This window comes from Actinoplanes sp. NPDC051470 (genome assembly GCF_040682035.1).
Lineage (GTDB): Bacteria > Actinomycetota > Actinomycetes > Mycobacteriales > Micromonosporaceae > Actinoplanes.
In genome coordinates, this window is sequence record NZ_JBFBAA010000004.1 from 329,171 (window position 1) to 354,200 (window position 25,030).

At 72.9% G+C, this 25,030-nt stretch carries 22 protein-coding genes and 1 pseudogene; 11 read left to right on the forward strand and 12 right to left on the reverse strand.

The features are described 5' to 3' along the window. Nucleotides 1–34: 34 nt before the first annotated feature. A pseudogene (locus AB0M54_RS10680) lies at nt 35–430 on the reverse strand (NAD(P)H-dependent oxidoreductase); the annotation flags it as partial. Between the two features lie 30 nt (nt 431–460). Further along, on the reverse strand, nt 461–715 hold the full coding sequence (locus AB0M54_RS10685) for an isoamylase early set domain-containing protein (RefSeq protein WP_364315799.1): 255 nt from the start codon (nt 713–715) through the stop codon (nt 461–463). An 88-nt stretch (nt 716–803) separates the two neighbouring features. Here AB0M54_RS10685 and AB0M54_RS10690 point away from each other — a divergent pair, with 88 nt between their 5' ends. Beyond that, complete coding sequence (locus AB0M54_RS10690) at nt 804–1,298, forward strand: GNAT family N-acetyltransferase (protein WP_364315797.1); 495 nt, start codon at nt 804–806, stop codon at nt 1,296–1,298. Here the strand turns inward: AB0M54_RS10690 and hemQ are convergent. From hemQ to hemE, 3 genes are read right to left on the reverse strand one after another with little or no spacing between them, the layout of a single operon-like run. Continuing rightward, entirely contained in the window at nt 1,247–1,951 is a 705-nt protein-coding gene (gene hemQ / locus AB0M54_RS10695; RefSeq protein ID WP_364315794.1) for a hydrogen peroxide-dependent heme synthase, read from the reverse strand. The genes AB0M54_RS10690 and hemQ overlap by 52 nt on opposite strands. 7 nt (nt 1,952–1,958) lie before the next feature. Then, on the reverse strand, nt 1,959–3,365 hold the full coding sequence (hemG, locus tag AB0M54_RS10700) for a protoporphyrinogen oxidase (RefSeq protein ID WP_364470350.1): 1,407 nt from the start codon (nt 3,363–3,365) through the stop codon (nt 1,959–1,961). A gap of 10 nt (nt 3,366–3,375) precedes the next feature. Continuing rightward, nucleotides 3,376–4,398 carry a uroporphyrinogen decarboxylase gene (hemE, locus tag AB0M54_RS10705; protein ID WP_364470352.1) on the reverse strand — a complete coding sequence of 341 codons (1,023 nt, stop codon included), beginning with the start codon at nt 4,396–4,398 and terminating at the stop codon, nt 3,376–3,378. A 110-nt stretch (nt 4,399–4,508) separates the two neighbouring features. On the opposite strand from hemE, the gene AB0M54_RS10710 reads away from it, so the two are divergent. After that, a complete protein-coding gene (locus AB0M54_RS10710; protein WP_364315786.1) occupies nt 4,509–5,078 on the forward strand; it encodes a DUF3000 domain-containing protein in 570 nt (189 codons plus the stop codon). A gap of 21 nt (nt 5,079–5,099) precedes the next feature. On the opposite strand, the gene AB0M54_RS10715 is transcribed toward AB0M54_RS10710, so the two are convergent. Continuing rightward, nucleotides 5,100–6,134: a S1C family serine protease gene (locus AB0M54_RS10715; RefSeq protein ID WP_364470354.1), complete on the reverse strand. Its 1,035-nt coding sequence runs from the start codon at nt 6,132–6,134 to the stop codon at nt 5,100–5,102. Between the two features lie 231 nt (nt 6,135–6,365). Here AB0M54_RS10715 and AB0M54_RS10720 point away from each other — a divergent pair, with 231 nt between their 5' ends. From AB0M54_RS10720 to AB0M54_RS10745, 6 genes are all read left to right on the forward strand, one after another. After that, nucleotides 6,366–7,610: a ribonuclease D gene (locus tag AB0M54_RS10720; RefSeq protein ID WP_364470355.1), complete on the forward strand. Its 1,245-nt coding sequence runs from the start codon at nt 6,366–6,368 to the stop codon at nt 7,608–7,610. Nucleotides 7,611–7,658: 48 nt separating this feature from the next. Continuing rightward, nucleotides 7,659–8,849 carry a thiolase family protein gene (locus tag AB0M54_RS10725; RefSeq protein WP_364470357.1) on the forward strand — a complete coding sequence of 397 codons (1,191 nt, stop codon included), beginning with the start codon at nt 7,659–7,661 and terminating at the stop codon, nt 8,847–8,849. Continuing rightward, nucleotides 8,846–10,906, forward strand: a complete 2,061-nt coding sequence (locus AB0M54_RS10730; RefSeq protein ID WP_364470359.1) for a 3-hydroxyacyl-CoA dehydrogenase NAD-binding domain-containing protein — start codon at nt 8,846–8,848, stop codon at nt 10,904–10,906. Before AB0M54_RS10725 ends, AB0M54_RS10730 begins: the two co-directional genes overlap by 4 nt. Before the next feature lie 132 nt (nt 10,907–11,038). Beyond that, a complete protein-coding gene (locus AB0M54_RS10735; RefSeq protein WP_364470361.1) occupies nt 11,039–11,947 on the forward strand; it encodes a hypothetical protein in 909 nt (302 codons plus the stop codon). 144 nt (nt 11,948–12,091) lie between these two features. Further along, on the forward strand, nt 12,092–13,105 hold the full coding sequence (locus tag AB0M54_RS10740; RefSeq protein ID WP_364470362.1) for a hypothetical protein: 1,014 nt from the start codon (nt 12,092–12,094) through the stop codon (nt 13,103–13,105). 136 nt (nt 13,106–13,241) lie between these two features. Beyond that, nucleotides 13,242–14,348, forward strand: a complete 1,107-nt coding sequence (locus AB0M54_RS10745; RefSeq protein WP_364470364.1) for a DUF2637 domain-containing protein — start codon at nt 13,242–13,244, stop codon at nt 14,346–14,348. Nucleotides 14,349–14,493: 145 nt separating this feature from the next. Here the strand turns inward: AB0M54_RS10745 and AB0M54_RS10750 are convergent, their stop codons facing one another. Then, nucleotides 14,494–15,168: a TetR family transcriptional regulator gene (locus AB0M54_RS10750; protein WP_364470366.1), complete on the reverse strand. Its 675-nt coding sequence runs from the start codon at nt 15,166–15,168 to the stop codon at nt 14,494–14,496. Nucleotides 15,169–15,258: 90 nt separating this feature from the next. On the opposite strand from AB0M54_RS10750, the gene AB0M54_RS10755 reads away from it, so the two are divergent. Genes AB0M54_RS10755 through AB0M54_RS10765 form a run of 3 tightly spaced genes read left to right on the forward strand, consistent with a single transcriptional unit; the run spans nt 15,259 to nt 19,003 of the window. Further along, a complete protein-coding gene (locus AB0M54_RS10755) occupies nt 15,259–15,747 on the forward strand; it encodes a 2Fe-2S iron-sulfur cluster-binding protein (protein ID WP_364315763.1) in 489 nt (162 codons plus the stop codon). After that, a complete protein-coding gene (locus AB0M54_RS10760; RefSeq protein WP_364315761.1) occupies nt 15,744–16,727 on the forward strand; it encodes a xanthine dehydrogenase family protein subunit M in 984 nt (327 codons plus the stop codon). The genes AB0M54_RS10755 and AB0M54_RS10760 overlap by 4 nt, the downstream gene beginning before the upstream one ends. Beyond that, nucleotides 16,724–19,003: a xanthine dehydrogenase family protein molybdopterin-binding subunit gene (locus AB0M54_RS10765; RefSeq protein WP_364470368.1), complete on the forward strand. Its 2,280-nt coding sequence runs from the start codon at nt 16,724–16,726 to the stop codon at nt 19,001–19,003. Before AB0M54_RS10760 ends, AB0M54_RS10765 begins: the two co-directional genes overlap by 4 nt. Nucleotides 19,004–19,016: 13 nt before the next feature. On the opposite strand, the gene AB0M54_RS10770 is transcribed toward AB0M54_RS10765, so the two are convergent. The 5 genes from AB0M54_RS10770 to AB0M54_RS10790 form a co-directional block, all read right to left on the reverse strand. Further along, nucleotides 19,017–20,240 (reverse strand): HAMP domain-containing sensor histidine kinase, encoded by a 1,224-nt coding sequence (locus AB0M54_RS10770; protein WP_364315757.1) that lies wholly within the window; start codon nt 20,238–20,240, stop codon nt 19,017–19,019. Further along, nucleotides 20,237–20,926 carry a response regulator transcription factor gene (locus tag AB0M54_RS10775; RefSeq protein WP_364315755.1) on the reverse strand — a complete coding sequence of 230 codons (690 nt, stop codon included), beginning with the start codon at nt 20,924–20,926 and terminating at the stop codon, nt 20,237–20,239. Before AB0M54_RS10775 ends, AB0M54_RS10770 begins: the two co-directional genes overlap by 4 nt. A gap of 54 nt (nt 20,927–20,980) precedes the next feature. Beyond that, entirely contained in the window at nt 20,981–22,294 is a 1,314-nt protein-coding gene (locus AB0M54_RS10780; RefSeq protein WP_364315752.1) for a hypothetical protein, read from the reverse strand. Between the two features lie 71 nt (nt 22,295–22,365). Continuing rightward, nucleotides 22,366–23,676, reverse strand: coding sequence for a PQQ-binding-like beta-propeller repeat protein (locus AB0M54_RS10785; protein WP_364470370.1), 1,311 nt, complete (start codon nt 23,674–23,676; stop codon nt 22,366–22,368). Between the two features lie 5 nt (nt 23,677–23,681). Continuing rightward, on the reverse strand, nt 23,682–24,998 hold the full coding sequence (locus AB0M54_RS10790) for a PQQ-binding-like beta-propeller repeat protein (RefSeq protein ID WP_364315747.1): 1,317 nt from the start codon (nt 24,996–24,998) through the stop codon (nt 23,682–23,684). Nucleotides 24,999–25,030: the final 32 nt, after the last annotated feature.

Sequence of the window (25,030 nt, forward strand, 5' to 3'; positions counted from 1 at the left end):
AGTCATTTTCGGTTTGAACCGGGGAAAAGCGGCGTCACGCGCTGAGCTTGCCCGCGATGCGGACGATCCGCTCGGCCATGTGGTCGAGGGCGGCGTAGACCTCGTCGGTCAGCGGGGCGTCGTTGTTGCCGCCGGTGACGTGCGAGACGCCGTACGGGTTCCCGTCGCCGAACTTGACCGGGTCGGTGTAGCCGGGCGCCACGAGGATGCCGCCGAAGTGGTGGATGGTGTTGTACAGGGCCAGGAGGGTGGATTCCTGGCCGCCGTGCTTGGTCATGGTCGAGGTGAAGCCGGCGTACGCCTTGTCGGCGAGCAGCCCCTGGCCCCACTGCGGGCCGAGCGTGTCGAGGAACTGCTTGAGCTGGCTGGCGATGTTGCCGTACCGGGTGGGCGAGCCGAAGAGCACCGCGTCGGCCCAGGTCACGTCCTCGGCGTGCCCAGGAACGGTCCCCGGTAACGCCTAGAGCCTGAGTTCCGAACCGTTCTCGTCATCGAACCAGTTGCCGCCGGTGCCCAGGTAGCGAAACGCGTAGTGGCCGGGGTCGAGCCGCAGGCTGATCGTCCGGGTCCCGTCCCGCCGCACCTTGAGCTCGTGCTCGCCGGGCTGCCAGTCGTTGAACGAGCCGACCACGCTGACCGGGCCGGCCGGCTGGTCGGCGGGCAGACAGAAGGTGACCCGGGTCTTGTTTCCGAAGAGCTTGCTGCGCTTGATCATGATGTCCCTCCAACACGGATCCGGGTTCCTATGCTGACAACGCGCAGTCGCGTTGGGTGTGCCGACGCGCCGCCCGTAACCTGGCGGAATGCGACCCGAGCCCCCGCTGGAAACACGAGCCGCCTCGTTCGCCGACCTCGACACCACCACGCTCTACGCGATCCTGAGGCTGCGCGTGGACGTCTTCGTGGTTGAGCAGAAGTGCCCGTACCCGGAGCTGGACGGCCGGGACACCGAGCCCGGAACGCGGCATGTATACCTGACCGAGGGCGATCGGATCCTCGCGTATCTCCGCATTCTGGACGACGGCGACGCGCTCCGGATCGGCCGCGTGCTCACCGCGCCGGAGGCCCGCGGCCGCGGGCTGGGCAAGAAGATCATGGACGAGGCGATCACGATCGTCGGCCACCGCCCGAGCGTGCTGGACGCCCAGGCGCATCTCGCCGGTTTCTACGGCGGCTTCGGCTATCGGCCGACCGGCCCGGACTACGTCGAGGACGGCATCCCCCACATCCCGATGGCGAGGGACGCTCAGGGAAGCGCGGCCACCAGCTCGGTGAGCGAGCGCCGGCGGCCGGTGTAGAAGGGCACTTCCTCGCGTACGTGCCGGCGCGCGCCGGACGCCCGCAGGTCGCGCATGAGATCGACGATCCGGTGCAGCTCGTCCGCCTCGAAGGCGAGCATCCACTCGTAGTCGCCGAGCGCGAACGACGCCACCGTGTTGGCCCGCACGTCCGGGTAGCCGCGGGCCATCCGCCCGTGCTCGGCCAGCATCGCCCGGCGCTCCTCGTCCGGAAGCAGATACCACTCGTAGGAGCGGACGAACGGATAGACGCAGATGTACGGCCGGGGCTCCTCGCCGGCCAGGAACGCCGGCAGGTGGCTCTTGTTGAACTCGGCCGGCCGGTGCAGGGCCATCTGCGACCACACCGGGTCGAGATGCCGGCCCAGCGCGGTCCGGCGGAACAGCGAGTACGCCTCCTGAAGGGCGTCCGGCGACGCCGAGTGCCACCAGATCAGCACGTCGGCGTCGGCGCGCAGCCCGGCCACGTCGTACGTGCCCCGCACCGTCACGTCCTTGCCGGCGAGCTGCTCGAACAGCGCGTCGACCTCACCCGCCACCTCGTCCCGGAGGGCCGGCAACGGCGACGAGGACCGGAACACCGACCACATCGTGTAGCGGATGGTCGAGTTCAGCTCGTTGATCCGGGCGGCGTTGCTCTGCTGGTCGCTCATGCTCTCCTCAGTCCTCCAGGGTCTTGCAGACGGTCTCGGCGGCGGCTTCCCCGCTGGCCACGCAGGCCGGGATGCCGACGCCGTCGTAGGCCGCGCCGGCCAGCGCCAGACTGGGCCGCCCGGCGATCGCGGCCCGCACCGCGGCAACCCGATCGAGGTGGCCGGGGGCGTACTGCGGTAGTCCGCCACCCCAGCGTTGCACCCAGGCCTCGGCCGGCTCGGGCAGCGGCGCGCCGATCAGCTCGGCCAGTTCGGCGTGGGCGGTGGCCAGCAGCGTCCGGTCGTCGGGCTGGAGCCGGGCCTCCTCGCCGTACCGGCCGAGCGAGGCGCGCACGATGACCGGGCCGTCCTCGCCGGTCAGATGGGTCCACTTGCGGGTGAGGAAGGTGGCCGCCTTGACCAGCGTGCCGCGGCTGGGCGGAACGAGGAAGCCGGAGAGAACGGGCAGCGTCGTGCCCGGCGGCAGCGCGAAGCCGGCCAGGGCCACGCTGGCGTAGTCGAGCCGGCCGACGGTGGCCGCGGCGATCGGGTCGACGCCGTCGAGCAGGCGGGCGGCGGCCCGGGCGGGCACGGCCAGGACGACCGCGTCGACGTCGTCGGTCTGGGTGGCCGGGACCGGGCCGAGCCGCAGCCGCCAGCCGGTCGCGGCCGGCGCCAGCTCGCGGACCGGCAGGCCCAGGCTGATCCGGGCGCCGCAGGCCGCCGCGACCGCCGCCACCAGCTGGGTCATGCCGCCGTCGACCGCGCCGAAGACCGGTGTGCCGGGCGCACGCTTCGAGGCCGCCTGGGCCGCGCGGACCGCCTCGGACAGGGTGTGGGCCGACCGGGCCGCGGCGGCCAGGGCGGGAATCGTGGTGGCCAGGGACAGATCGGATGCCCGGCCGGCGTAGACCCCGCCGAGCAGCGGGTCGACCAGCCGGTCGACGACCTCGGGCCCGAGGCGGGCGGACACCAGATCGCCGACCGAGATGTCCGCGCCGGGGGCCAGCAGCGGATCGGCCGTGGGGACCTCGGGCGACTCGCGAGGGATGCCCATCAGCGTTCCCGCCGGCAGCGGAGACAGTGGTGGCTCAGCCCGGCTTCCGGGCGCCGGATGCCGCGCTGGGCCACCACTGGGGGGAGCGGAGGCGGCGACGGCGGCGGGCACCGCGGCGGGGTGGACGATGGGGAGGCCGAGCCGGGCGGCGAGGCGGGCGGCCGCGGACGGCCCGCCGGTCGGGGCGCTCATCAGGAAGGACTCGGCCCCGCGTTCCACCCTGACGCCGGCCAGCCGGCCGGTCCGCAGCTTGCCGCCGAGGACGCCGCTCTGCTCGTACACGATGATCTCGGTCTCGGGCGGCGCCAGATCACGCACCTTGAGGGCGGCCGCGAGCCCGGCGATGCCTCCGCCGACGATCGCAACCCGCTTCCGCACGAGACAAAGCCTACGAGCGATGAATCAGGTCGACGAGCCGGGTCAGGACGTCGGGGTCGGTGTCCGGCAGCACACCGTGGCCGAGGTTGAAGACGTGACCCGGCGCGGCCCGGCCCTCGGCCAGCACCCGCAGCGCCTCGGCCTCGACCGCCGGCCAGGGCGCGAACAGCACCGCCGGGTCGAGGTTGCCCTGCACGGCGCGGTCCGGGCCGATCTGGTGGGTGGCGGTGCTCAGCGGCGTACGCCAATCGACCCCGACCACGTCCGCGCCCGCCTCGCCCATCGCGCCCAGCAGCACCGACGTGCCGACGCCGAAGTGGATCCGGGGGATGTCGAACTCGGCCAGGCCACTGAGCACCGCGGCCGAGTGGGGCAGCACGAAGCGCCGGTAGTCGGCCTGCGAGAGCGCGCCGGCCCAGGAGTCGAAGAGCTGGACGGCGCTGACCCCGGCGGCCGCCTGGACGCGCAGGAACTCGAGGGTGATCGTGGCGAGGCGACCGAGCAGCTCATGCCACAGATCCGGATCGCCGTACATCATGGCTTTTGTCCGCAGGTAGTTCTTCGACGGCCCACCCTCGATGAGGTAGCTGGCCAACGTGAACGGCGCCCCCGCGAAGCCGATCAACGGCGTCGGCCCGAGCTCGGCGACGAGCAGCCGGACGGCCTCACCGACAAATCCGACATCGACCGGGCGGCCGAGCTGAGCGAGATCGGCGGCGGACCGAATCGGCGAGGCGATCACCGGACCCGTGCCGGCCACGATGTCCAGCGAGACGCCGGCCGCGGCCAGCGGCACCACGATGTCGCTGAACAGGATCGCGGCGTCCACCCCGTGCCGGCGTACCGGCTGCAGGGTGATCTCCGTGACCAGATCCGGTCGGCGGCAGGAGTCGAGCATGCCGATGCCCTCGCGGATCTTGCGGTATTCCGGCAGTGACCGGCCGGCCTGTCGCATGAACCAGACCGGCGTGTGCGGCGCCGGCAGGCCACGGCAGGCACGGACGAATGCCGAATCTCGGGGTGTCGTGGTCACTCGCCCCATGGTGCCATGTGGCATAAGGGCGGGATTACCTTGCCCACTGTGTGTGCCACGCGGCGCGGCGATCGACGACGGACAGGGGTGATCGGCATACGCTTCACCGCATGACGCCCACCCCCGCGGCTCCCGAGGCGTTCACCCGCGCCGTCGCCGGGCTCCGGGCGGCCGCCCCGCGAGACGAGATTCTGCTCGAGGAGATCGCCGCGCCGCAGCGCCTGGCCACGTACGCCTTCGCGCTCAGCGCCACCGTGCTGCGGGCCGGCGACGAGGTGGCCAGCGGCCGGCTGATCCTGCTGCACGAGCCGGCCGGTCACGAGGCCTGGCAGGGCGACCTGCGCCTGGTCACGCTGATCACGGCCGAACTCGAGTCGGACATGGCCGGCGACCCGCTGCTGCCCGCCGTGGCCTGGACCTGGCTGACCGACGGCCTCGAGCAGCACGCGGCCGCGTACACCGCGATCGGCGGCACCATCACCCAGACCACCTCCACCCGCTTCGGCGAGCTGGCCGGCCCCGAACCCACCGCCGACCTGGAGATCCGGGCATCGTGGACGCCCACCTCGGTCGAGCTGGCGGCCCACCTCGAGGGCTGGTGCGCGATGCTGGCGTCGACCGCCGGCCTGCCGCCGCCCGGGGTCTCGGCGATCGCCGACCGGCATCGAGCGACGACGTAGGAAGAACGACGCGGGAAACGCCTAGCAGACCTTGAAAGCCGCGCAGGCGTCCTTGATCGACACTGCCAGGCCGATGCCCTCGGCGTCCCGCGCCTTGGCCGTGGCCAGGCCGACGACCTGCTGACCGGCGTTCACCACCGGCCCACCGGAGTTGCCCGGGTTGATCGGCGCGTCGAACTGGATGCTCTGCGCGTCCTGCTCGCTCGGCCGGTAGGCGCTGACCACGCCGGTGGTGACCGAGTCCTCCAGGCCCAGCGGCGCGCCCACCACGACGATCTGCTGACCGGGCTTGACCTCGGCCGGGGCCGGCTCGAGCCCCTTGATCGCCCGGTCCGCGCGCAGCAACGCCAGGTCCTTGTCCTTGTCGACCTTGACGATCGTGGCGCTGACCTCGTCCTTGCCCCGCTCCAGGAAGACCTTCTTGTCGCCGGCCGCCCAGACCGACTCGACCACGTGGAAGTTGGTCAGCATGTTGGCCTTGCCCTTGGCCGCCCTGTCGCCGATCGAGAACGCGGTGCCGGTGAAGTCGCCCGCCCGCACCCGGAACACGCTCGGCAGCACGCCGGACGAGACCGCCTCCGGGTCGAGGACGCCCGCCAGCCGCTTCTCCAGCTTCTCGGTGCGGTCGTTCAGCGCGACGGCCCGGTCGCGCTCGGTGGCCAGCTCGGCCGACAGCTTGCTGTTGCCGCTCTCCAGCCGCCACACCACCAACGCGCCGAAGATCACCAGCACGACGGCCAGCACGATCGCGATCATCCCGCCCCGGCCGCGGCCCCGGTTCTTCGGCCCCGGTTCCGAGAACGATCGGTGGGGTACGGGCGCAGCATGCTGCGCCCGGGCCGGCCGGGGATGACCGACGTGCGACGGCCGCTGCGGGAACCGCGTCTGCTGCCCCAGCTCCCACTCGACGTCCAGGGCGCGCTGCTCGCCGGTGTCCCACTGGGACCGGAAGATGTGCTCGCCGGTCTCCCAGGGGTCGACGGCGGGTCGCAGGTCCTCGGGCCGTCGTGGTCCGGGCATGCCGCGCTGTCCGTACGGCTCGTGCATGGCGGTCATCGCGGTGCGGCCTCCCCGGGCTCTCGGCGCTCCGGCGGGTAATACGCACCGGACGCCGATACGGATGTGTTTCGAACGGAGAATTTCCGCGCCGTGGATGCCGTGTGGATCGACGCGCCGGGACCGCTGCACACGGGAGAGTGGGTACCCCCGTACGGTTACGGTGTGACCGACGAAGCACCCGTGCGCCGTCGGGACGCCCCGGAGGTTGCCGGAGACGGACCGCTTGACGTGCCCGACCCGTCTGAGCCCGATGGTCCCGTCCCGCTGACCGCCCCCCGTGACGGCACCCCACGCCCGGTGGAATCCACCGACGAGCTGGCCGAGGTGGTCGCCCGGATGGCGGGCGGCACCGGGCCGGTGGCGGTGGACGCCGAGCGCGCCTCGGGCTACCGCTACACCCAGCGGGCCTACCTGGTGCAGCTGCGCCGGCAGGGCGCCGGGACCGTGCTGATCGACCCGATGCCGCTGGCCGACCTGCGTACGCTCGACGCCGCCCTGGCCGACAGCGAGTGGGTGCTGCACGCGGCCAGCCAGGACCTGGCCTGCCTGGCCGAGCTGGGCATGCGGCCGCGGCGGCTGTTCGACACCGAGCTGGCGGCACGCCTGGCCGGCTTCGAGCGGGTCGGGCTGGCCGCGCTGACCGAGAACCTGCTCGGCTTCACGCTGGAGAAGCACCACTCGGCCGCCGACTGGTCGACCCGGCCGCTGCCGGAGTCCTGGCTGACGTACGCCGCCCTGGACGTCGAGATGCTCACCGACCTGCGCGACCACCTGGCCGCCGAGCTGGAGCGGCAGGGCAAGGCGGCCTGGGCCGCCGAGGAGTTCGCCGCCCTGGTGGCCACGGCCGACCGCCCGCCCCGGGTCCGCCCCGACCCCTGGCGCCGCACCTCCGGAATACACCGCGTCCGCGGCGCCCGCGCCCAGTCCCGGGTCCGCTCCCTCTGGTACGCCCGGGACGGTGTCGCCGCCCGTCGCGACTCGGCGCCCGGCCGGGTGCTGCCCGACTCGGCGATCATCGCGGCGGCCGAACTCGACCCGAAGGACGAGAAAACCCTGCTCGGCCTGCCCGGCTTCGGCGGCCGCTCGGTGCGCCGGCTGGCCCGGGTCTGGCTCGACGCGCTGGACGAGGCCCGGGCCCTGCCGGACGAGGCTCTGCCGGTGAACCAGCCGGTCGAGGGCCCGCCCCCGCCCCATCGCTGGGCCGAGCGCGACCCGGTGGCCGCCGCCCGCCTGCAGCGCTGCCGCCAGGTGGTGGTCGGCACCGCCGAGGCACACACGCTCCCGCCGGAGAACCTGATCAGCCCCGACTTCATCCGCCGGCTGGCCTGGGCGCCGCCGGACGAGGTCAGCCCGCAGACCGTGGGCGACACGCTGCGCGGTTTCGGCGCCCGGGCCTGGCAGATCGGGCTGATCGCCGAAGGACTGGCCAAGGTGTTGCCGGATCCTTCTGCGGCGGTCGCTGGCGAGGCGTAGTTACTCGCGGGTAGCATTCGCCTGACCCCGCTTGTCAGGAGGCTTGCTGTGCCCCGTGAAGTCCGGGAGGTCGTCTTTGTCGACGGCGTCCGCACCCCGTTCGGCAAGGCCGGCGGCATGTACGCCGAGACCCGTGCCGACGACCTGGTGATCCGCTGTATCCGAGAGCTGCTGCGCCGCAACCCGCAGCTGCCACCCGAGCGGGTGGAGGAGGTCGCGATCGCGGCCACCACCCAGACCGGCGACCAGGGCCTGACCATCGGCCGCACCGCGGCCCTGCTGTCCGGCCTGCCCAAGACCGTGCCGGGGTACGCGATCGACCGCATGTGCGCCGGCGCCATGACGGCCGTCACCACGGTGGCCGGCGGCATCGCGATGGGCCAGATGGACATCGCCATCGCCGGCGGCGTCGAACACATGGGCCGCCACCCGATGGGCGAGGGCGTCGACCCCAACCCGCGCATCCTGGCCGAGAAGCTGGTCGACCCGTCCGCGCTGGTGATGGGCTCGACGGCGGAGAACCTGCACGACCGCCTGCCCGGCATCACCAAGGAGCGGGCCGACGCCTTCGGGCTGGCCTCGCAGGAGAAGACGGCCAAGGCGTACGCCAACGGCAAGCTCCAGCCCGACCTGGTCACCGTGGCCACCCGCAGCGCCGAGGCGGGCTGGGGTCTGGCCGCGGCCGACGAGGCGCCCCGCGAGACCTCGATGGAGAAGCTGGCCACGCTCAAGACCCCGTTCCGCCCGCACGGCCGGGTGACCGCGGGCAACGCGGCCGGCCTCAACGACGGCGCCACCGCGGCCCTGCTGGCCGACGAGGCGACCGCCCGCGAGCTGGGCCTGCCGGTCGCGATGCGGCTGGTGTCGTACGGCTTCGTCGGCGTCGAGCCCGAGGTCATGGGGTACGGCCCGATCCCGTCCACCGAGAAGGCGCTCCGGCTGGCCGGGCTGACCATCTCCGACATCGGGCTGTTCGAGCTCAACGAGGCGTTCGCCGTGCAGGTGCTCGCCTTCCTCGACCACTTCGGCATCGCCGACGACGACCCGCGGGTCAACCCGTGGGGCGGCGCGATCGCCGTGGGCCACCCGCTGGCCTCCTCCGGCGTCCGGCTGATGACGCAGCTCGCGCGCCAGTTCGCCGAGCACCCCGAGGTCCGCTACGGCCTCACCGCCATGTGCATCGGCATCGGCATGGGCGGCACCGTGATCTGGGAGAACCCGGCCTGGGAGGGCAAGTGATCGAGAACCCGAACGAGGTCGTGACCAAAGCTCTCGTCCGTGTCTTCAGCACACCCGGCCTCGACCGGCCCGTCGCGCTGATCACCCTGGACAACGGCTTCGACCACAAGAAGCCGAACAGCTTCGGGCCGGCCGGCCTGGCGTCGCTGGACGCGGCGATCACCACGGCCCTCGACGCCGAAGCGGCCTTCGTGGCGATCACCGGCAAGCCGTACATCTTCTGTGTCGGCGCCGACATCACCGGCATGCCGCTGATCACGTCCCGGGAGCAGGCGCTCGAGCTGGGCGAGCTGGGTCACCGCGTGTTCGCGCGGCTCAAGGATTCCGACATTCCGACGTTCGCCTTCATCAACGGCGCGGCGCTCGGTGGCGGCCTCGAGGTGGCCCTGCACTGCCACTACCGCACGGTCTCCGGTGGCGCCGCCGCGCTCGGCCTGCCCGAGGTCGCGATCGGCCTGATCCCCGGCTGGGGCGGCAGCCAGTTGCTGCCCAACCTGATCGGCGCGCCCGGCGCGGCCCAGGTGATCCTGCAGAACCCGCTCACCCAGAAGGTGCTGCGCCCGAAGCAGGCGGCCGAGCTGGGCGTGGCCGACGTGCTGCTGGAACCGGCCGACTTCCTGGAGCGGTCGCTGGAGTGGGCGGCCGGGGTGGTGCGCGGGGAGATCACCGTGCAGCGGCCCGAGGTCGACAAGGACATGTGGGACGGCGTGCTGTTCTTCGCCAAGCAGCAGCTCGACGAGCGGCTGCACGGCGCGGTGCCGTCGGCCAACAAGGCCCTCGAGTTGCTCGCCCTGGCCAAGGAGGCCTCGTTCGCCGACGGCACGGCGGCCGAGACCGAGGCGCTGGCCGACCTGATCATGGGCGACGAGTCGCGGGCCAGCCTGTACGCGTTCGACCTGGTCCAGCGCCGGGCGAAGCGGCCGGTCGGCGCGCCCGGCCAGGAACTGGCGCGCAAGGTCACCAAGGTCGGCATCGTCGGCGCCGGCCTGATGGCCTCCCAGCTGGCGCTGCTGTTCGCCCGCCGGTTGCAGGTGCCGGTGGTGCTGACCGACCTCGACCAGACCCGGGTCGACAAGGGCGTCGGGTACGTGCACGCCGAGATCGAGAAGCTGGCCGGCAAGGGCCGCCTCTCCCCCGGTGACGCGGCCAAGCTGCTCGGCCTGGTCAGCGGCTCGGTCGACAAGTCGGTGTTCGCCGACGCCGACTTCGTGATCGAGGCGGTCTTCGAGAACCTCGACGTGAAGAAGCAGGTCTGGGCCGAGCTGGAGAAGATCGTCTCGCCCGAGGCGGTGCTGGCCACCAACACCAGCTCGCTGTCGGTGACCGCGATGGCCGCCGACCTGGAGCACCCCGAGCGGGTGGTCGGCTTCCACTTCTTCAACCCGGTCGCCGTGCTGCCGCTGCTCGAGATCATCCGCGGCGGGCGCACCGACGACGCCACCCTGGCCACCGCCTTCGCGGTCGGCAAGGAGCTGCGCAAGTCATGCGTGCTGGTCAAGGATGCTCCGGCGTTCGTGGTCAACCGGCTGCTCACCCGCTTCACCAGCGAGGTGTTCGCCGCGATCGACGCCGGCACGCCGCTGGAGACGGTGAACACCGCGCTCGACCCGCTGGGCCTGCCGATGCGGCCGATCCAGCTGCTCCACCTGGTCGGACCGGCCGTCGGCCTGCACGTCGGTGAGCAACTTCACGAAGCGTTCCCGGATCGTTACGGCGACAGCCCGAACCTGCACCGGATCGTCGAGGCCGGTCTGCCGCTGATCGTCGACGACGAGATCAACCCCGAGCTGGGCGCGCTGCTGGAGACCGGTTCCGAGCCGTTGACCGGTGATCAGGTACGCGAGAAAGCACTCGGCGCCCTGGCCGATGAGATCCGCATCATGCTCGACGAGGGCGTGGTGGCCGAGGCGCAGGACATCGACCTGTGCATGGTCCTCGGCGCCGGGTGGCCGTTCCACCTCGGTGGCGTGACCCCTTACCTGGACCGCAGCGGCATCGCCGAACGGGTGACCGGCAAGCGCTTCCTGCCCCGCGGGGTGGCCGGCCTTCGCGCCTGATGTCCGGTATCCGACGCCCCCGTGTCCGAAATGGCGCGGGGGTGTCTGCGCAGATGGCCTGCGATAGGTAGGCTCCGGCGCGCCGAGGAAAGCCGTGTCGGCCCGAGGTTGCCGTAGTCCCTGGAGAAGCAGATGTCACAGCCGCCATACCCGCCCCAGCCGCAGGAGCCCTACGGCCAGCCGTACGGCCAGCCGTCGCAGGACGGTGGCTATGGCCAGCCGTCACAGGGCGGCACCTACGGGCAGCCGTCGCAGGGCGGCGCCTACGGGCAGCCGCAGTCCGGCGACCCGTACGCCCAGCCGTCCTCGGGCGCGCCGCAGGGCTACCCGCCGCCGGGCCAGTCCTCGGGCGCGCCCCAGGGCTACCCGCCGCCCGGTGGTGGCGGCTACCCGCCGCCCCCGCCGGAGGGTGGCGCGCCGCAGTTCGGTGGCCCGCCCGCCGGTGGCCCGCCGCCCAAGAAGAAGTCCTCCGCCCTCAAGATCACGCTGATCGTGGTCGCCGTCGTCGCCGTGCTCTGCGCGGTCGGCATCGGCGCCGTCGTGTTCTTCGCCAAGGACAAGGTCGAAGAGGTCGTCGACGGCGCCAAGATCACCGTGGCCGCGCCGGCCACCCTGGGCGGTCGCGCCAAGATCACCGACCCGACGGTGGCCTCCGCGGCCGACGAGCTCGACAAGGAGCTCGGCAAGGTCGGCGGCGCGACCAGCTCGGTCGGCGCCATGTACGGCAACGTGCAGAAGCAGGACATCGTCATGGTGGCCGCGGCCTCCACGGTCTCCGGCTCGGCGCAGGCCCGGTTCGACGAGTTCACCTCCGGGATGGCCTCCGGCGGCATGTCCGCCCAGAACATGACCGACACCGACCCGGGCCCGCTCGGCGGCATCGCCAAGTGCGGCGACACCACCCAGCAGGACGTCAAGATGGCCGTCTGCGTGTGGTCGGACAACGGCAGCACCGGCATGTTCGCGATGTTCTTCAAGACCAAGGCCCAGCTCGAGAAGGAGTTCGTCACCCTCCGCGGCGAGGTCGAGAAGAAGGCCTGACCGGCATCGGCGGTGCGGCGCGGATCTCATGCCTGATCCGCGCCGTATCGCCCGGTCGGTGCGATCTCTCCCCGCCGATGGGGGACGACATGCCCTGATCACGGCACTAGAGTTCCGCGTGTTACCCACATCGATGGAGCTTTGATGTCGCAGCCGCCGTACCCAGGCCCGCCCGATCCCTGGTCGTCCGGCCAGCCCGCCTCCGACCCGTACGCGCAGCCGCCCCAGCCGGGGCCGCCGCCGTCGTCGGGGCAGCCCTACCCGGGGCAGCCGCAGCCCGGCCAGCCCTATCCGGGGCAGCCGGCGTCCGGCCAGCCCTACCCCGGGCAGCCGCAGTACCCGCCGACCCAGCCGTACCAGCCGGCGCAGCCCTATCCGGGCCCGCCGCCGCAGCAGCAGGGCGGCTACCCACCACTGCCGGACTACGGTCCTCCGCCGCCGGACTACGGGCAGCAGCAGTACGCGCCGCCCGGCTACCCGGTGATGACGCCGGCCCCGAAGAAGAAGTCCCGGGCGGTGCCGATCACGCTGGTCTCGATCGCCGTCTTCCTGGTCCTCTGCGTCGGCGGCACCACGGCGATCGTGCTGGTCGCGCGGAACACCGCCGGCACGGTCGACGAGGCCGTCGACAACTACACCCCGCCGCCGCTGCCCAGCGTCGAGCCGCTCGACCCGCCGCCGACCACCGAGCCGCCGGCCAAGACGATCTCCATCGTCGAACCGCGCACCCTGGGCGGCCGGCCGAAGCTGACCGACGACCAGTTCAAGGACGTCGCCGAGCAGCTCAAATCCGACCTGGCCGACATTCCCAACGCCCGCAACACCGTCGGCGCGCTGTACGGAACGGTCGCCAAGCAGAACATCGTGGTGATCGCCGGGGTCGAGGCGGACGTCGACAACCCCTCCCAGGAACTGAACGGCACGTTCCTCGGCGCCGGGGTCGGCGGCCTCAAGGTGACCGGAATCACGTCGGTCGCGGCCGGGCCGCTCGGTGGCGTCGCCAAGTGCGGCAAGGCGGATGCGTCCGGGGTGGACATGGTGCTCTGCGGCTGGGCCGATGAGGGCAGCGTGGGCTGGATCATCTGGTACTTCAAGTCGATCACCACGGCGAAGAAGGAGTTCGTCAAGCTGCGCGGCGAGATCGAGAAGTCAAGCTGACACTCCCGCCGACACGGTCACATACGTCTATCGATCAAGATACGAACACGACGCGGTTCTCCTCGGAGGGCCGCGTCGTCATCTTCACCGGTCAGGATGGTCCGCTGATCAGCCATCACCGAGTGAAGGAGTATCCGTGCACCTCCCGCAGCTTCGCCGCGTCCGCTGGGCCGTCCGGGCGACCCTGCTCCTCGGGGTGGCCGCATCAGTGGTGGCAAACGTCCTGCACGCCCAGGACAATCCGATCAGCCAGTCCATCGCCGCCTGGCCGCCGCTGGCCCTGCTCCTCACGGTCGAGCTGATCTCCCGGGTGCCGGTGCACCGCCGGTCGCTGGCCGCCGCCCGCCTGGTGGCCACCGCGACCATCGCCGGCATCGCCGCCTGGGTGTCCTACTGGCACATGGCCGGGGTGGCCGCCCGCTACGGCGAGACCGGCGCGTCGCCCTACCTGCTGCCCCTCTCGGTCGACGGCCTGATCGTGGTGGCCAGCATCTGCCTGGTCGAACTGGCCGGCCGCATCGCCACCCTGGAACACCCGGCCGAGCCGACCCCCGCCGCCGCACCCACTTCGTCGGCGCCCGCCGCCGCACCCGCGCCCGCCGCGGCACACGTGACACCCGCGCCGGCCCACCCGGCACCCGCACACCTGGCACCCGCGACGGCGTCGGCCACCACCTCGTCCACCACCTCGGCCACCGTCGAGCGTGCGGTCGTCTCGGGCGCCCTGCCTCCCCAGGCCGCCGCGGAGATCGCCGGCCTGCTGTCCCCGAGGCCCCAACCGGACCCCGCGCCCCGACCCACCCCGACGAGCCGGCCCACCACCTCCGGCCGCGCCACCACAGCCGGCCGCACCAGCACAGCCGGGCGCGCCACTCCGACCGGGCACGCCACTCCGACCGGGCACGCCACTCCGGCCGGGCACGCCACCGCAGCCGGGCACGCCACGACAGCCGGACGCACGACGCCAGCCGGACGCGCCACGACGGGCGGCCGCACCACCCCCGCCGGCCACGCCACCCCGCCCGGCGCACGCATCCCCGAGCTGACGCCGGAGGCGACCAAGCAGTCCCGCCCGGCCGCGAAGGGCCGCCGCACCCCGGCCGAGACCGTGGCCGAGGCGAACCGCATCCGGCAGAACCGCCCCGAGATCACCGACTCCGACCTGGCCGCCGCCCTGGGCATCAGCACCAACCGCTGGCGCACCATCCGCCGCGAGTCCCCCGACCACAGCCTCGCCGCCTGACACCCGGCCTGTTGCATATGAGTGCGCAGAGCCAACGAAATCGCTAGCTCTGCGCACCTATCCGCATCACTCCGCCTGACAGCCGCCCCGTTGCGTATGAGTGCGCAGAGCCAACGAAATCGCTAGCTCTGCGCACCTATCCGCATCACTCCGGGCGGTCGGCCTCGCACCGCAGGCCGGCCAGGAAGACCCGGACGAACCGGCTCAGCTCGGTGAACAGGTCGATCCGGGCGATCCGGGCGAAGCCGTTCGACGCCCCCTGCTCGGCGTAGAGGGCGAGGACCACCGGCGGCGGGTGCGCCGACTGCCACAGCCCGGCCGCGATCAGCGCCGTCGCCGCCACCAGCTCGAAGCAGGACTCCCGCGGAACGTCCGGTAGCAGCCGGTGGACCACGTCGACCACGGCCTCGGTGCCGCCGATGGCCGCGACCTTCGACCGGCGCAGCGCGTCGAGCGAGACGTTGCGTTCGAGGGTCAGCGACGAGTGGGTCAGCAGCTGGCAGAACAGCGGCCGGTCGGCCATGGACCGGGCGAGCACGTCGGCCAGGCCGGCGGCTCCGTCGCGTACCCCATCGAGGTCTTTGATCACCGCGTCGGCCCAGGTCGACCATTCGGCCTCGGAGAGCCGCAGGAAGATCTCCTCACGGGTGCCGAAGTATTTGAGCAGCGCCGACTTGTGCAGGCCGACCTCGGCGGCGATGGCGGCCAGGCTGACCAGGCCGACGCCGTCGCGGATGGCGAGCTCGCGGGCGGCGTCGAGGATCTCGGTCGCCCGCTGCTCCTTCTGCTCGGGCCGTCGGGCCCGCACGAAACCGCTCACCTGCTGACTTTAGCGTGGCGGCCGATCTCGGCGGCTATAAGTCAACGGTGTTGTCTTGTTAAGCGAACGGTGTTGCCCTAACCTGGCGGCATGGTCGATGTGGAACTACGAGTGAACAACGAGGTCCACCGGGTCGAGTTCGACCCGCGGGTCAGCCTTCTCGACGCGCTCCGCGAGGAGCTCGGGCTGACCGGCACCAAGAAGGGCTGCGACCAGGGGGCCTGCGGTGCCTGCACGGTGCTGGTCGACGGCGAGCGCATCGCCTCCTGCCTGGCGCTGGCGGTGCAGTACGGCGGCCGGGAGATCACCACGATCGAGGGCATCGAGCATCCGCTGCAGCGGGCGTTCATCGCGGCCGACGGGTTCCAGTGCGGCTACTGCACCCCGGGCCAGGTCTGCTCGGCGCTGGGCATGTTGGCCGAACACCGGGCCGGGGCGCCGAGCGCGGTCACCGAGGACCTGACCGCGACCGACATCCCGCTCACCGAGGCCGAGATCAAGGAGCGGATGAGCGGCAACCTGTGCCGGTGCGGCGCGTACGACGGGATCGCCACCGCCATCCGGGAGGTGGCGTCATGAGGTCGTTCGCCTACGTCAGCGCGCCCGACGTGGACACCGCCGTCCGCGCGCTGGCCGACCAGCCGGGGGCCAAGCCGCTGGCCGGCGGCACCAACCTGGTCGACCTGATGCGCCAGGATGTCGAGCGCCCGGCCACCGTGGTCGACATCTCCACGCTGCCGCTGACCGAGGTCGAGGTCCTCCCCGACGGCGGCCTCCGCATCGGCGCGCTCGTCCGCAACAGCCACCTGGCCGCCCACCCGGCGGTCCGCACCCGCTACCCGGTGCTGGCCCAGGCCCTGCTGTCCGGCGCCTCCGGCCAGATCCGCAACATGGCCACGGTCGGCGGCAACCTGCTCCAGCGCACCCGCTGCCTGTACTTCGTGGACGCCACCGCGGCCTGCAACAAGCGTGAGCCGGGCAGCGGCTGCGACGCGGCCGGCGGCTTCCACCGCGCCGCCGCCGTGCTGGGCGCGAGCGAGCACTGCGTCGCGACGCACCCGTCGGACATGGCGGTGGCCCTGGCCGCGCTGGACGCCACGGTCGAGGTGCACAGCGTGCGCGGCTCCCGGACGATCCCGCTGGTCGAGTTCCACCGGCTGCCCGGCGACCGCCCCGAGCGGGAGACCGTGCTGGAGCCGGGCGAGCTGATCGTGGCGGTCGAGCTCCCGGCGCCGATCGCCGGGCGGTCGGCGTACCGGAAGGTCCGGGACCGGGCATCGTTCGCGTTCGCCCTGGTGTCGGTGGCGGCGGCGCTGGAGGTCCGGGACGGCGTGGTGACCGCGGCCCGGGTCGCCCTCGGCGGGGTCGCGGCCAAGCCGTGGCGGGCGATCGAGGCCGAGCGGGTGCTGACCGGGGCGCCGGCCACCGAGGAGACCTTCCGGCGGGCGGCCGAGGCCGAACTGGCGCACGCGACCGGGCTGCCCGGCAACGAGTTCAAGATCGAGCTGGCCAAGCGCACGATCGTCGCGGTTCTCAGAGGACTGGGGGTTCCCGAATGACCACGGCGCTGGAGAAGAACCGGACCGCCCCGGCACCCACCAAGAATGTCGGACGGTCGATCGACCGGGTCGACGGCATCGCCAAGGTCTCGGGCGGCGCGCGGTTCTCGGCCGAGGTCCCGTACGCGGACATCGCCCATGCCGCCCTGGTCCACGCGAGCATCCCGCGCGGCCGGGTCACCGGGATCGACACCACGGCGGCCGAGGCGGTTCCGGGCGTGCTCAAAGTCTTGACCCACCAGAACGCGCCCAAGATGATCCCGTCGGCCAAGCCCAGCATCATGGACCTGAGCACGATGGCCCCGGGCACGCCGATCAACTACCTGAACACCGACGAGGTGCACTGGAACGGCCAGCCGGTGGCCGTCGTGGTCGCCGAGACCCTGGAGGCCGCGCATGCCGCGGCCCGGCTGGTCGAGGTCTCCTACGAGTCGCGGCCGGCGGTCACCGACTTCGCCGTCGCGCAGGACCACCCGAAGCCGGTCAAGGGCAGCCTGATCGAGGTCGGCGAGGTGAAGACCGGCGACGCCGAGCAGGCGCTGGCCGCCGCCCCGGTGGCCGTCGACCTCCGTTACACCACGCCCGGTCAGAACCACAACGCGCTCGAGCCGCACGCGACCACGGCGGCGTGGGACGGCGACCGGCTGACCGTGCACGACGCCACCCAGAACATCGACTGGGTTCGCAAGCACCTGGCCCGCCGGTTCGGCGTACCGGTCGCCGGGGTCCGGGTGATCGCCGAGTTCATCGGCGGCGGCTTCGGCGGGAAGGGCTCGGTCTGGGCGGGTACGGTGCTGACCGCGCTCGCGGCCAAGGTGACCGGCCGCCCGGTGCGGATGGCGCTGACCCGCGAGGCGGTCAACCGGACCGTCGGCGGCCGCGCTCCCACGGTGCAGCGGGTGGCGCTGGGCGCCCAGCGGGACGGGACGCTGACCGCGCTCGTACACACCGGCGTCTCCCAGGTCGGCCGGGCCGGCGGCGGCGTCGAACCGGTGGCCTCGCAGTCCCAGTACCTCTACGCGGCGCCGGCCATCCTGGTCCGGCACAGCACCGCCGAGGTGGACGCGCTGCCCAACACGTACATGCGCGCGCCCGGTGAGGCGATGGGCTCGTTCGCGCTGGAGTCGGCGATCGACGAGCTGGCCGTCGAGCTCGGCCTGGACCCGCTCGAGCTGCGGGCCCGCAACGAGCCCGAGCGCAACCCGACGGGCCGGCAGCGGTTCTCCCGGCGCGACCTCCGTGCGGTGTACGCCCGGGGCGCCCGCGAGTTCGGCTGGTCCGGCCGCGATCCGAAGCCACGTTCCATGCGCGACGGCCGGTGGCTGGTCGGCTGGGGCGTCGCCGCGGCGCTGCACCTCCCGGTCCATCTGGGCGGCGACGTCCTGGTCCGGCTGCGGGCGGACGGCACGGTGCTGGTCCGCAGCGGCCTGCAGGAGATCGGCGTCGGCGTCGCGACCGTGGTCGCGCAGGTCACCGCGGACGCGCTCGGCGTGCCGGTCGGCGCGGTCACGGTGGAGCTGGGCGACAGCGAGCAGCCGACCGCGCCCGGCGCCGCCGGGTCGACACAGACGTCGTCGGCCACGGCGGCCGTCCTCCAGGCGTGCGAGCAGCTCAAACGGTCGATGCTGGGCCTCGTCCGCCGCTCGTCGCCGCCGCTTCGGGATGCGACGTTCACCGACGGCGGGCTGTTCCGGGCCGACGGCGCCGGGCGGTCGTACTCGGAGATCCTCGGCGACGCCGGTCTCCCGTCGATCGAGGCTCGCACCGGCTCCGACTCCCGCCTCGGCCAGGCGGCCGGTCAGGTCCGCATGATGACCCGGTTCCTGGCCGACCGGCGGCGCTGGGTGCACCCGGCCACCGGCGCCCACTTCTGCGAGGTGCGGGTCGATCCCGACACCGCCGAGGTACGGGTGACCCGCTGGCTGGGCATCTTCGACGTGGGCCGGGTGCTCAACCCGAAGCTCGCGTCCAGCCAGCTGCGCGGCGGCGTGGTCATGGGCATCGGCGCCGCCCTGACCGAGGAGACGCTGGTCGACCCGCGCTCCGGCCGCATCATGAACCCGGGCCTGGGCGAATACCACGTCCCGGTGCACGCCGACGTGCCCCGGATCGACATCGGCTTCATCGACGAGCCCGACCCGACCACCCCGCTGGGCCTGCTGGGCGTCGGCGAGGTCGGCATCACCGGGGTGGCCGCGGCGGTGGCCAACGCCGTGCACCACGCGACCGGGGTCCGGGTCCGCGAACTCCCGCTGACCCTGGACCGCCTGCTCTAGGTTTCGATCCGGCCTAGGAAGAAGAAACCTTGGGCTTGGGTACGGACGCGGTGGCGGCGACCACCGGGGTCTTGTCGGCGCCCGGCAGGGACACGGTGATCTCCAGGCCACCGCCCTGCTGAGCGACCGCCGACACGGTCCCGCCGTGGGCGTCGCACACCGCCCGGACGATCGACAGGCCCAGCCCGGAACCGCGCGACCCGGTGCGCTCCCAGCCGCCCCGGCGGAACGGCTCGAACAGGCCCGGCACGTCGACCGGCTCCACCTCGTACCCGGTGTTGCCGACGACCAGCCGGGCCTGGCCGTCCACCGTCGTGGTGCGCAGCCAGAGCTTGCCCATCAGGTGGTTGTAGCGGATCGCGTTCTCGATCAGGTTGCCGGCCAGGCGGTCGAGCAGGCTCGGGTCGCCGACAACCGGCGCCGCCTGCAGGTCGGTCTCGACCTGGAGTTTCATGCGCTCGGCCTCGGCCTTCACCGCGGACAGCGCGTTGTAGACCGAGGTCGCCAGGTCGGCCGGAACCTTGCGGACCAGGCGGCGGCCGGACTGCGCCTCGCTGCGTGCGAGCACCAGGAGGGCGTCGACCAGGCCGTTGGCCCGTTCCGAGGCGTTGCGGACGACCTTGGCCATCCGCCGGTACTCGGCCACGTCGGCCTCGTCGTCGCTGAGGGTCACGTCGATCTCGGTGCGCATCACGGCGAGTGGGGTACGCAACTCATGCGACGCGTTGGCCACGAACCGCTTCTGTGACTCGAACGCGCCGGCCAGCCGGTCCAGCATCGCGTCGAAGGTGCGGGCCAGCTCGGCCACCTCGTCGTCCGCGCCGGCGTAGCGGATCCGCTGGTCGAGGGTCTCCTCGCCGAGCCGCTGGGCGGTCGCGGTGACGTTGTGCAGCGGGCGCAGGGCCCGACCGGCCACCGCGTACGCCCCGGCGATGCCGATCATGCCGATCGCGAACAGCGCGACCAGCCCCTTGACCAGCAGCTCCTGCGACGCCCGGTCGACCAGCTCACGCTGCCAGTAGAGGGCGTCGAGGGTACGGCCGTCGTTGAGCACCACCTGGGTGCCGGCCTTGAGCTCGTCGGCCGGGTGCAGCGCGTCACCGACCAGCAGCCAGGCCAGCAGCACCAGGATCGCGCCGGCACCGACCAGCAGGATGCCGTTGAGCAGCGTGAGCCGGAGCCGCAGGGTCGGCCGCAGCCAGTTCCGCGGCTGGTTGCGACCCAGGTAGACGGTCACGCCGAGCCGCCGGGGGTGACCACGACCGGTTCGGGCACCCGGTAGCCGGCGCCGACCACGGTCTCGATCAGCGGCGGGTCGCCGACCTTCTTCCGCAACGTCATCATGGTCACCCGCACCGTGGTGGTGAACGGGTCGGTGTTGGCGTCCCAGACCCGTTCCAGCAACTCCTCGCTGGACACCACGCCGCCGCGGGCCTTGAGCAGCTCCTCGAGCACCCCGAACTCCTTGTTGGTGAGGTCGATCGGGGCGCCACCGCGGGAGACCACCCGGCGGGTCTGGTCGAGCACCAGGTTGCCCACCGTGAGCACCGGCGGCGCGACCGGCGTGGCCCGGCGGCCGAGCGCCTGCACCCGGGCGACCAGCTCGTCGAAGGCGAACGGCTTGGGCAGGTAGTCGTCGGCGCCGAGCTGCAGGCCCTCGACCTTGTCGGTGACCGTGCCGCTGGCGGTCAGCATCAGCACCCGGGTCAGCGCCCCGGAGGCGACCAGCGCCTTGCAGATCTCGTCGCCGTGCATCCCGGGTAGGTCCCGGTCCAGCACGACCACGTCGTACCGGGTCACGTAGGCCATCTCATGGCCGGTCAGCCCGTCGTACGCGACGTCGACCGCCATCCCCTTGCGCCGCAACCCACGCGCGATCGCGTCGCACAGGTTCCGCTCGTCCTCCACCACCAGCACGCGCACGTCCGCGCCTCCCGATCCGCCGTTCACCAGCGAAACCCGCTGACCAAGTGCAGGCTACTTCAGCGACCAAAGCCCGACCGACGCGTCGATCCGGCGGCACACCAGCACCTCGATCGTGGTGTGGCAGTCGCCGGACACGTGGTCGGCCGTGCCCAGCACGTGGATCCGCATGGTGGCCGGGTCGAGCCGGGCGTAGTAGACGGTGTCGTCGATCAGGTGCTCGCGCAGCCCGACCACCATCCCGTCGGCGTCCGCCGCGCCGACCGAGTGCCACCGGCCGAAGTCACCGCGGACCTGACCGGTGTCCGGGTCGAGCACGGACACCACCCGGCCACGCTCCCCCGGTTCGTTGCCGGTGGCCAGCAGGTAGTGCCCGGCCTGGTCGGCGTAGTTCCACCGGTCGGCGATCCAGCGCCGCACCCCGGTCTCTCGATCCAGCCACCAGAGCCCGCCCTGCCAGCTCAGCGAGCAGATGCCGGTGTCGCAGTCGTTCTGCACCCAGCGCCCGGAGAGGTCGACGTCGCTGTGCCACGCCTCGCTCAGGCCGGGCAGGCGGTAGGCGGTGGTCCCGCGCGGCTCGCCGACCAGGACCAGGTCGCCGGCGGGCCAGATCGGCACGTCGGCGCCGGCGGGCCGGTCCCGCACGCGGGTGGTCGCCCGCGCGGTGAGGTCTCCGGTACGGGTGTCCCGGACGCTCAGCTCACCCGTGTCGGTGGCCGACACCAGCATGGCCGGGAAGCCGCCCGGCCCCAGCCCGGACGCGACGGTGAAGCCGCGCCGCGGTTCCTCGACGGTCCACCGGAGGTTGCCGGTGGCCAGGTCGACGCCGTACCAGGCGCGTGGCCCGGGCCGCGGGTTGTTCTCGCGGAGCAGCACGATCCCGTCGTCCGGCGACATGCTGAGCAGCCGGGCCGGCCGCCGCCAGAGGGCCCGGTGGGTGCCGGCCTCGAGCGCCACCGTCGCGTCCGTGTCCAGGCTGTCCACCTGGTACGAGATCAGGATCAGCGGCCCGGCGGCGAGCACGCTGATGATCGCCCCGGTGACCGAGGCCGTGGTGCGGGAGATCAGCCGGCCGGCGGGCAGCGCGTACTCGTTGATGACCCGGTCGGTGGCCGGGGCGCCGGGCGGGAACGGGCCGGCCTCGACCACGAAGAGCCGGTCGGCCGAGACGAAGGTCATGTCGCCGAGCCCGGCCGCCACCACCCGCGGTGGGGGCGGCGGCTCGCGGTGCGCGGCCCCGGTGCAGAGCGCGACCAGGATCAGGGCGATCAGGGCGCCGAGGGGCCGCCGGAGGCGCAGCGGGTCGGGCGCGGCCGCCACCCGCACGGTCCGCGTCACCATCCCGAGATCGATCAGCGTCTCGCCCACGGCTCGATTGTGCGCTCAGGGCGACCCGGGCGATAGGCGCTGGGAGCGATGGGCGCTGGGCTCGACCGGCGCTAGGCGCGGTAGGCGAACAGCTCGATGCCCTCGTCGTGGCGGCAGACCACGAGACCGTCGCCGGCCCGGCAGTCGCGGACGATGACGTCGGCGTACCCGAGGGGCTGGATCTGCCCGGCCCGGACCACCGCGAAGCTCATCCGTTTCCCGCCCGGCTCGACCCGGGAGAGCAATGTCTCGAGGGTGCCGAGCGAGCTGAGCGTCTGCCAGCTCCGCAGGTCGGCGGTCGGCCGGCCGGAGGCGGCGTCGACCACGCGCAGCGGACGCTGGGAGACGCTGTCGTACTCGATCAGCGACGAGCCCTGCGGGCGCAGGCTGGCCTCGCGTCCGGTCCGCCAGCGGGTGGCGCCGGTGGCCGGGTCGATCACCTCGGCCCCGGTCTCCGAGCGGCGGCAGACCACGCCGTCGCAGCGGGCGCCGGTGGCGGTGTCGCTCAGCGGCCCGGTCGGCGTGTGCCAGCGTGGCGTGAGGGTCGCGAGGTCGTAGGCCGTGGTCGTCCGGGCGCCGAAGACCACCGCGAGACCACCGACGATGTCGACCCAGCCGCCCCCGGCCGACTCCTGTTCCCGGAGCACCCGCCCGGTCGTCGCGTCGACCTCCTGGAGCCGGTCGTCCGAGACGACCAGCAACGAGGCGCCGACCATCCGGGTGACGGCAGCGCCGCGGACGGGCAGCCGCCACAGCGCGCGTCCCGTCCCCAGATCGATGCCGCTCACCTCGGTGCGCTGGGGCGGCTCGTGGTAGGGCCGGCCGTCGTCGCCGATGTGCAGCATGCCGTCCGCGTCGGAGCCGGGGTCGTTGGCGGCGCCGGGCCGGAAGATCGTCCGGCGGATCAGGCCGACCCCCGGCAGCGCGGGCTCGACCCGGTTGCGCAGGGTGTAGCGGGTCTGCCCGGACCGGAGGTCGACCGCGACGGTGCTGTAGTCGGACTGCGGCACCATCAGGGTGTCGCCCTCGGCGAAGAGCCAGTTGCCGGCGGTGAGCACGACACCGTCCGGCGGCTCGCTCGCGGGCAGCGAGGCGGTCCAGAGGCGGCGCGGGGGATCCTGCTGCCAGGCGGTGAGCACCCGGGCCTGGTCGGTGTCGGCCAGCGTGACGATGCGGTCGCCGGCCGGCGTGAAGGTGCCCTCGGTGGCCAGCGGGATCGAGCCGATCGACCGCCACATGGTCGTGGCCGCGGGCGCGGCGCCGCCCAGGGCGAGCAGCAGCACGACGGCGACGACGAGACCGGCCGGGCGGAAGATGTGCAGCGGGGGGCGGGCCGGGCTGAGCGGCGTCTCGCGCGACGGATCGAGCTCGATCACCGCCACCGGGGTCACTCCTTCAACTGGTACGCCCAGACGACCAGCTCGCCCGAGGTCGACCGGCACACCAGCCGGCCGGGCGCGGCCTGACAGTCACCGGTGCCCGGCGGCAGATCGGCCAGCGGTCGCGGACTGGACAGTCCCGGCTCCGCGACGGCGACCATCGTACGTGCACCGGCTTCGACGTCCCGCGTCACCAGCAGGTGGCCGCCGGCGCTCCCGCCGACCACCCGCCAGCCGTGCAGGTCGGTGAGGACCCGCCCGGTCGCCGGGTCGATGATGCCGGCCGGGTCGGCGCCGCCGTCGGCCGTCCCGTAGGCCAGGGTCAGCGCCCCCCGCTGCTCGACGCTGCGCCAGCCGGCCTGGAACCAGCGTTCCTGGCCGGTGGCCGGGTCGATGCCGCGGATGCCCTCCGGGGAGTTCAGGCAGGCCACCGGGCCGCAGTCGCGCACCTCGTAGACCTTGTCGGCGGACCGTTGCCAGAGCCGTTGCAGGGTGACCGGGTCGTAGGCGGAGACCACGGCGCCGTACCGGCCGAGGTGCCGCAGCAGGACGAGGCCGCCGGAGACGGCCGGGTTCTCCGGGCCGTAGTTGGCCGCGGGCAGCTCGGCCGAGGCGAGCTTCTCGCCGGTGGCGAGGTCGTGCACGACGGCCGTGCGGTCGTCGTGCACGAGCAGCATCCGGGTGCCCGCGTCGCCGGGGCCGGGCACGCCCAGCAGCACCGCGGTGCCGGGCACGTCGACCTCCCAGAGCACGGTGCCGTCGACCGGCTGGAGGGATTGGACCGGGCCCTGGACCCGGCGGTTGGTGCCGCCGCTGCGCACCGCGTACACGCCGAGCATGGCCTCGCTGCCGGCCAGGTTCATCACGGTGCCGTCGTGCTTCCAGCGGGTGAGCCCGGTGGCCAGCGAGAGCGCGGTGGTGTTGGGCTGGCCGGGGCCGTACGAGGTCCACGGCCGCATGAGCACCAGCCCGTTGGCGGTCCGCAGCCGGTAGGTGGGCCGGTCGGACGCGATCTGCCAGCGCCGCGCCCCGGTCGCCAGGTCATAGGCGGCCAGGGTGCCCTGGGTCTGCGCGAGGAGCTCGTTGTTGTCGGTCAGCGCGTACGTGTCGGCGGGCGCGACCCGCAGGCTGAGCACCGGCGAGAGCGGCGACGGGGACGGTGGCGCGGACGGGCCGGCCACCGCCAGCACGGCCAGCGCCACCATCAGCGGCGCGAACCACGGCGCCACCGTGGACCGGGTCGGCCGGCGGTAGGTCTCCGGCTCGCCGCGGTCCAGGCCAAGATCGATGACAATCGTGTTCTCGCCGAAGGTCTCAACCGCCATGCCATAAAGGTAACGGCTGGATAACGAAACCG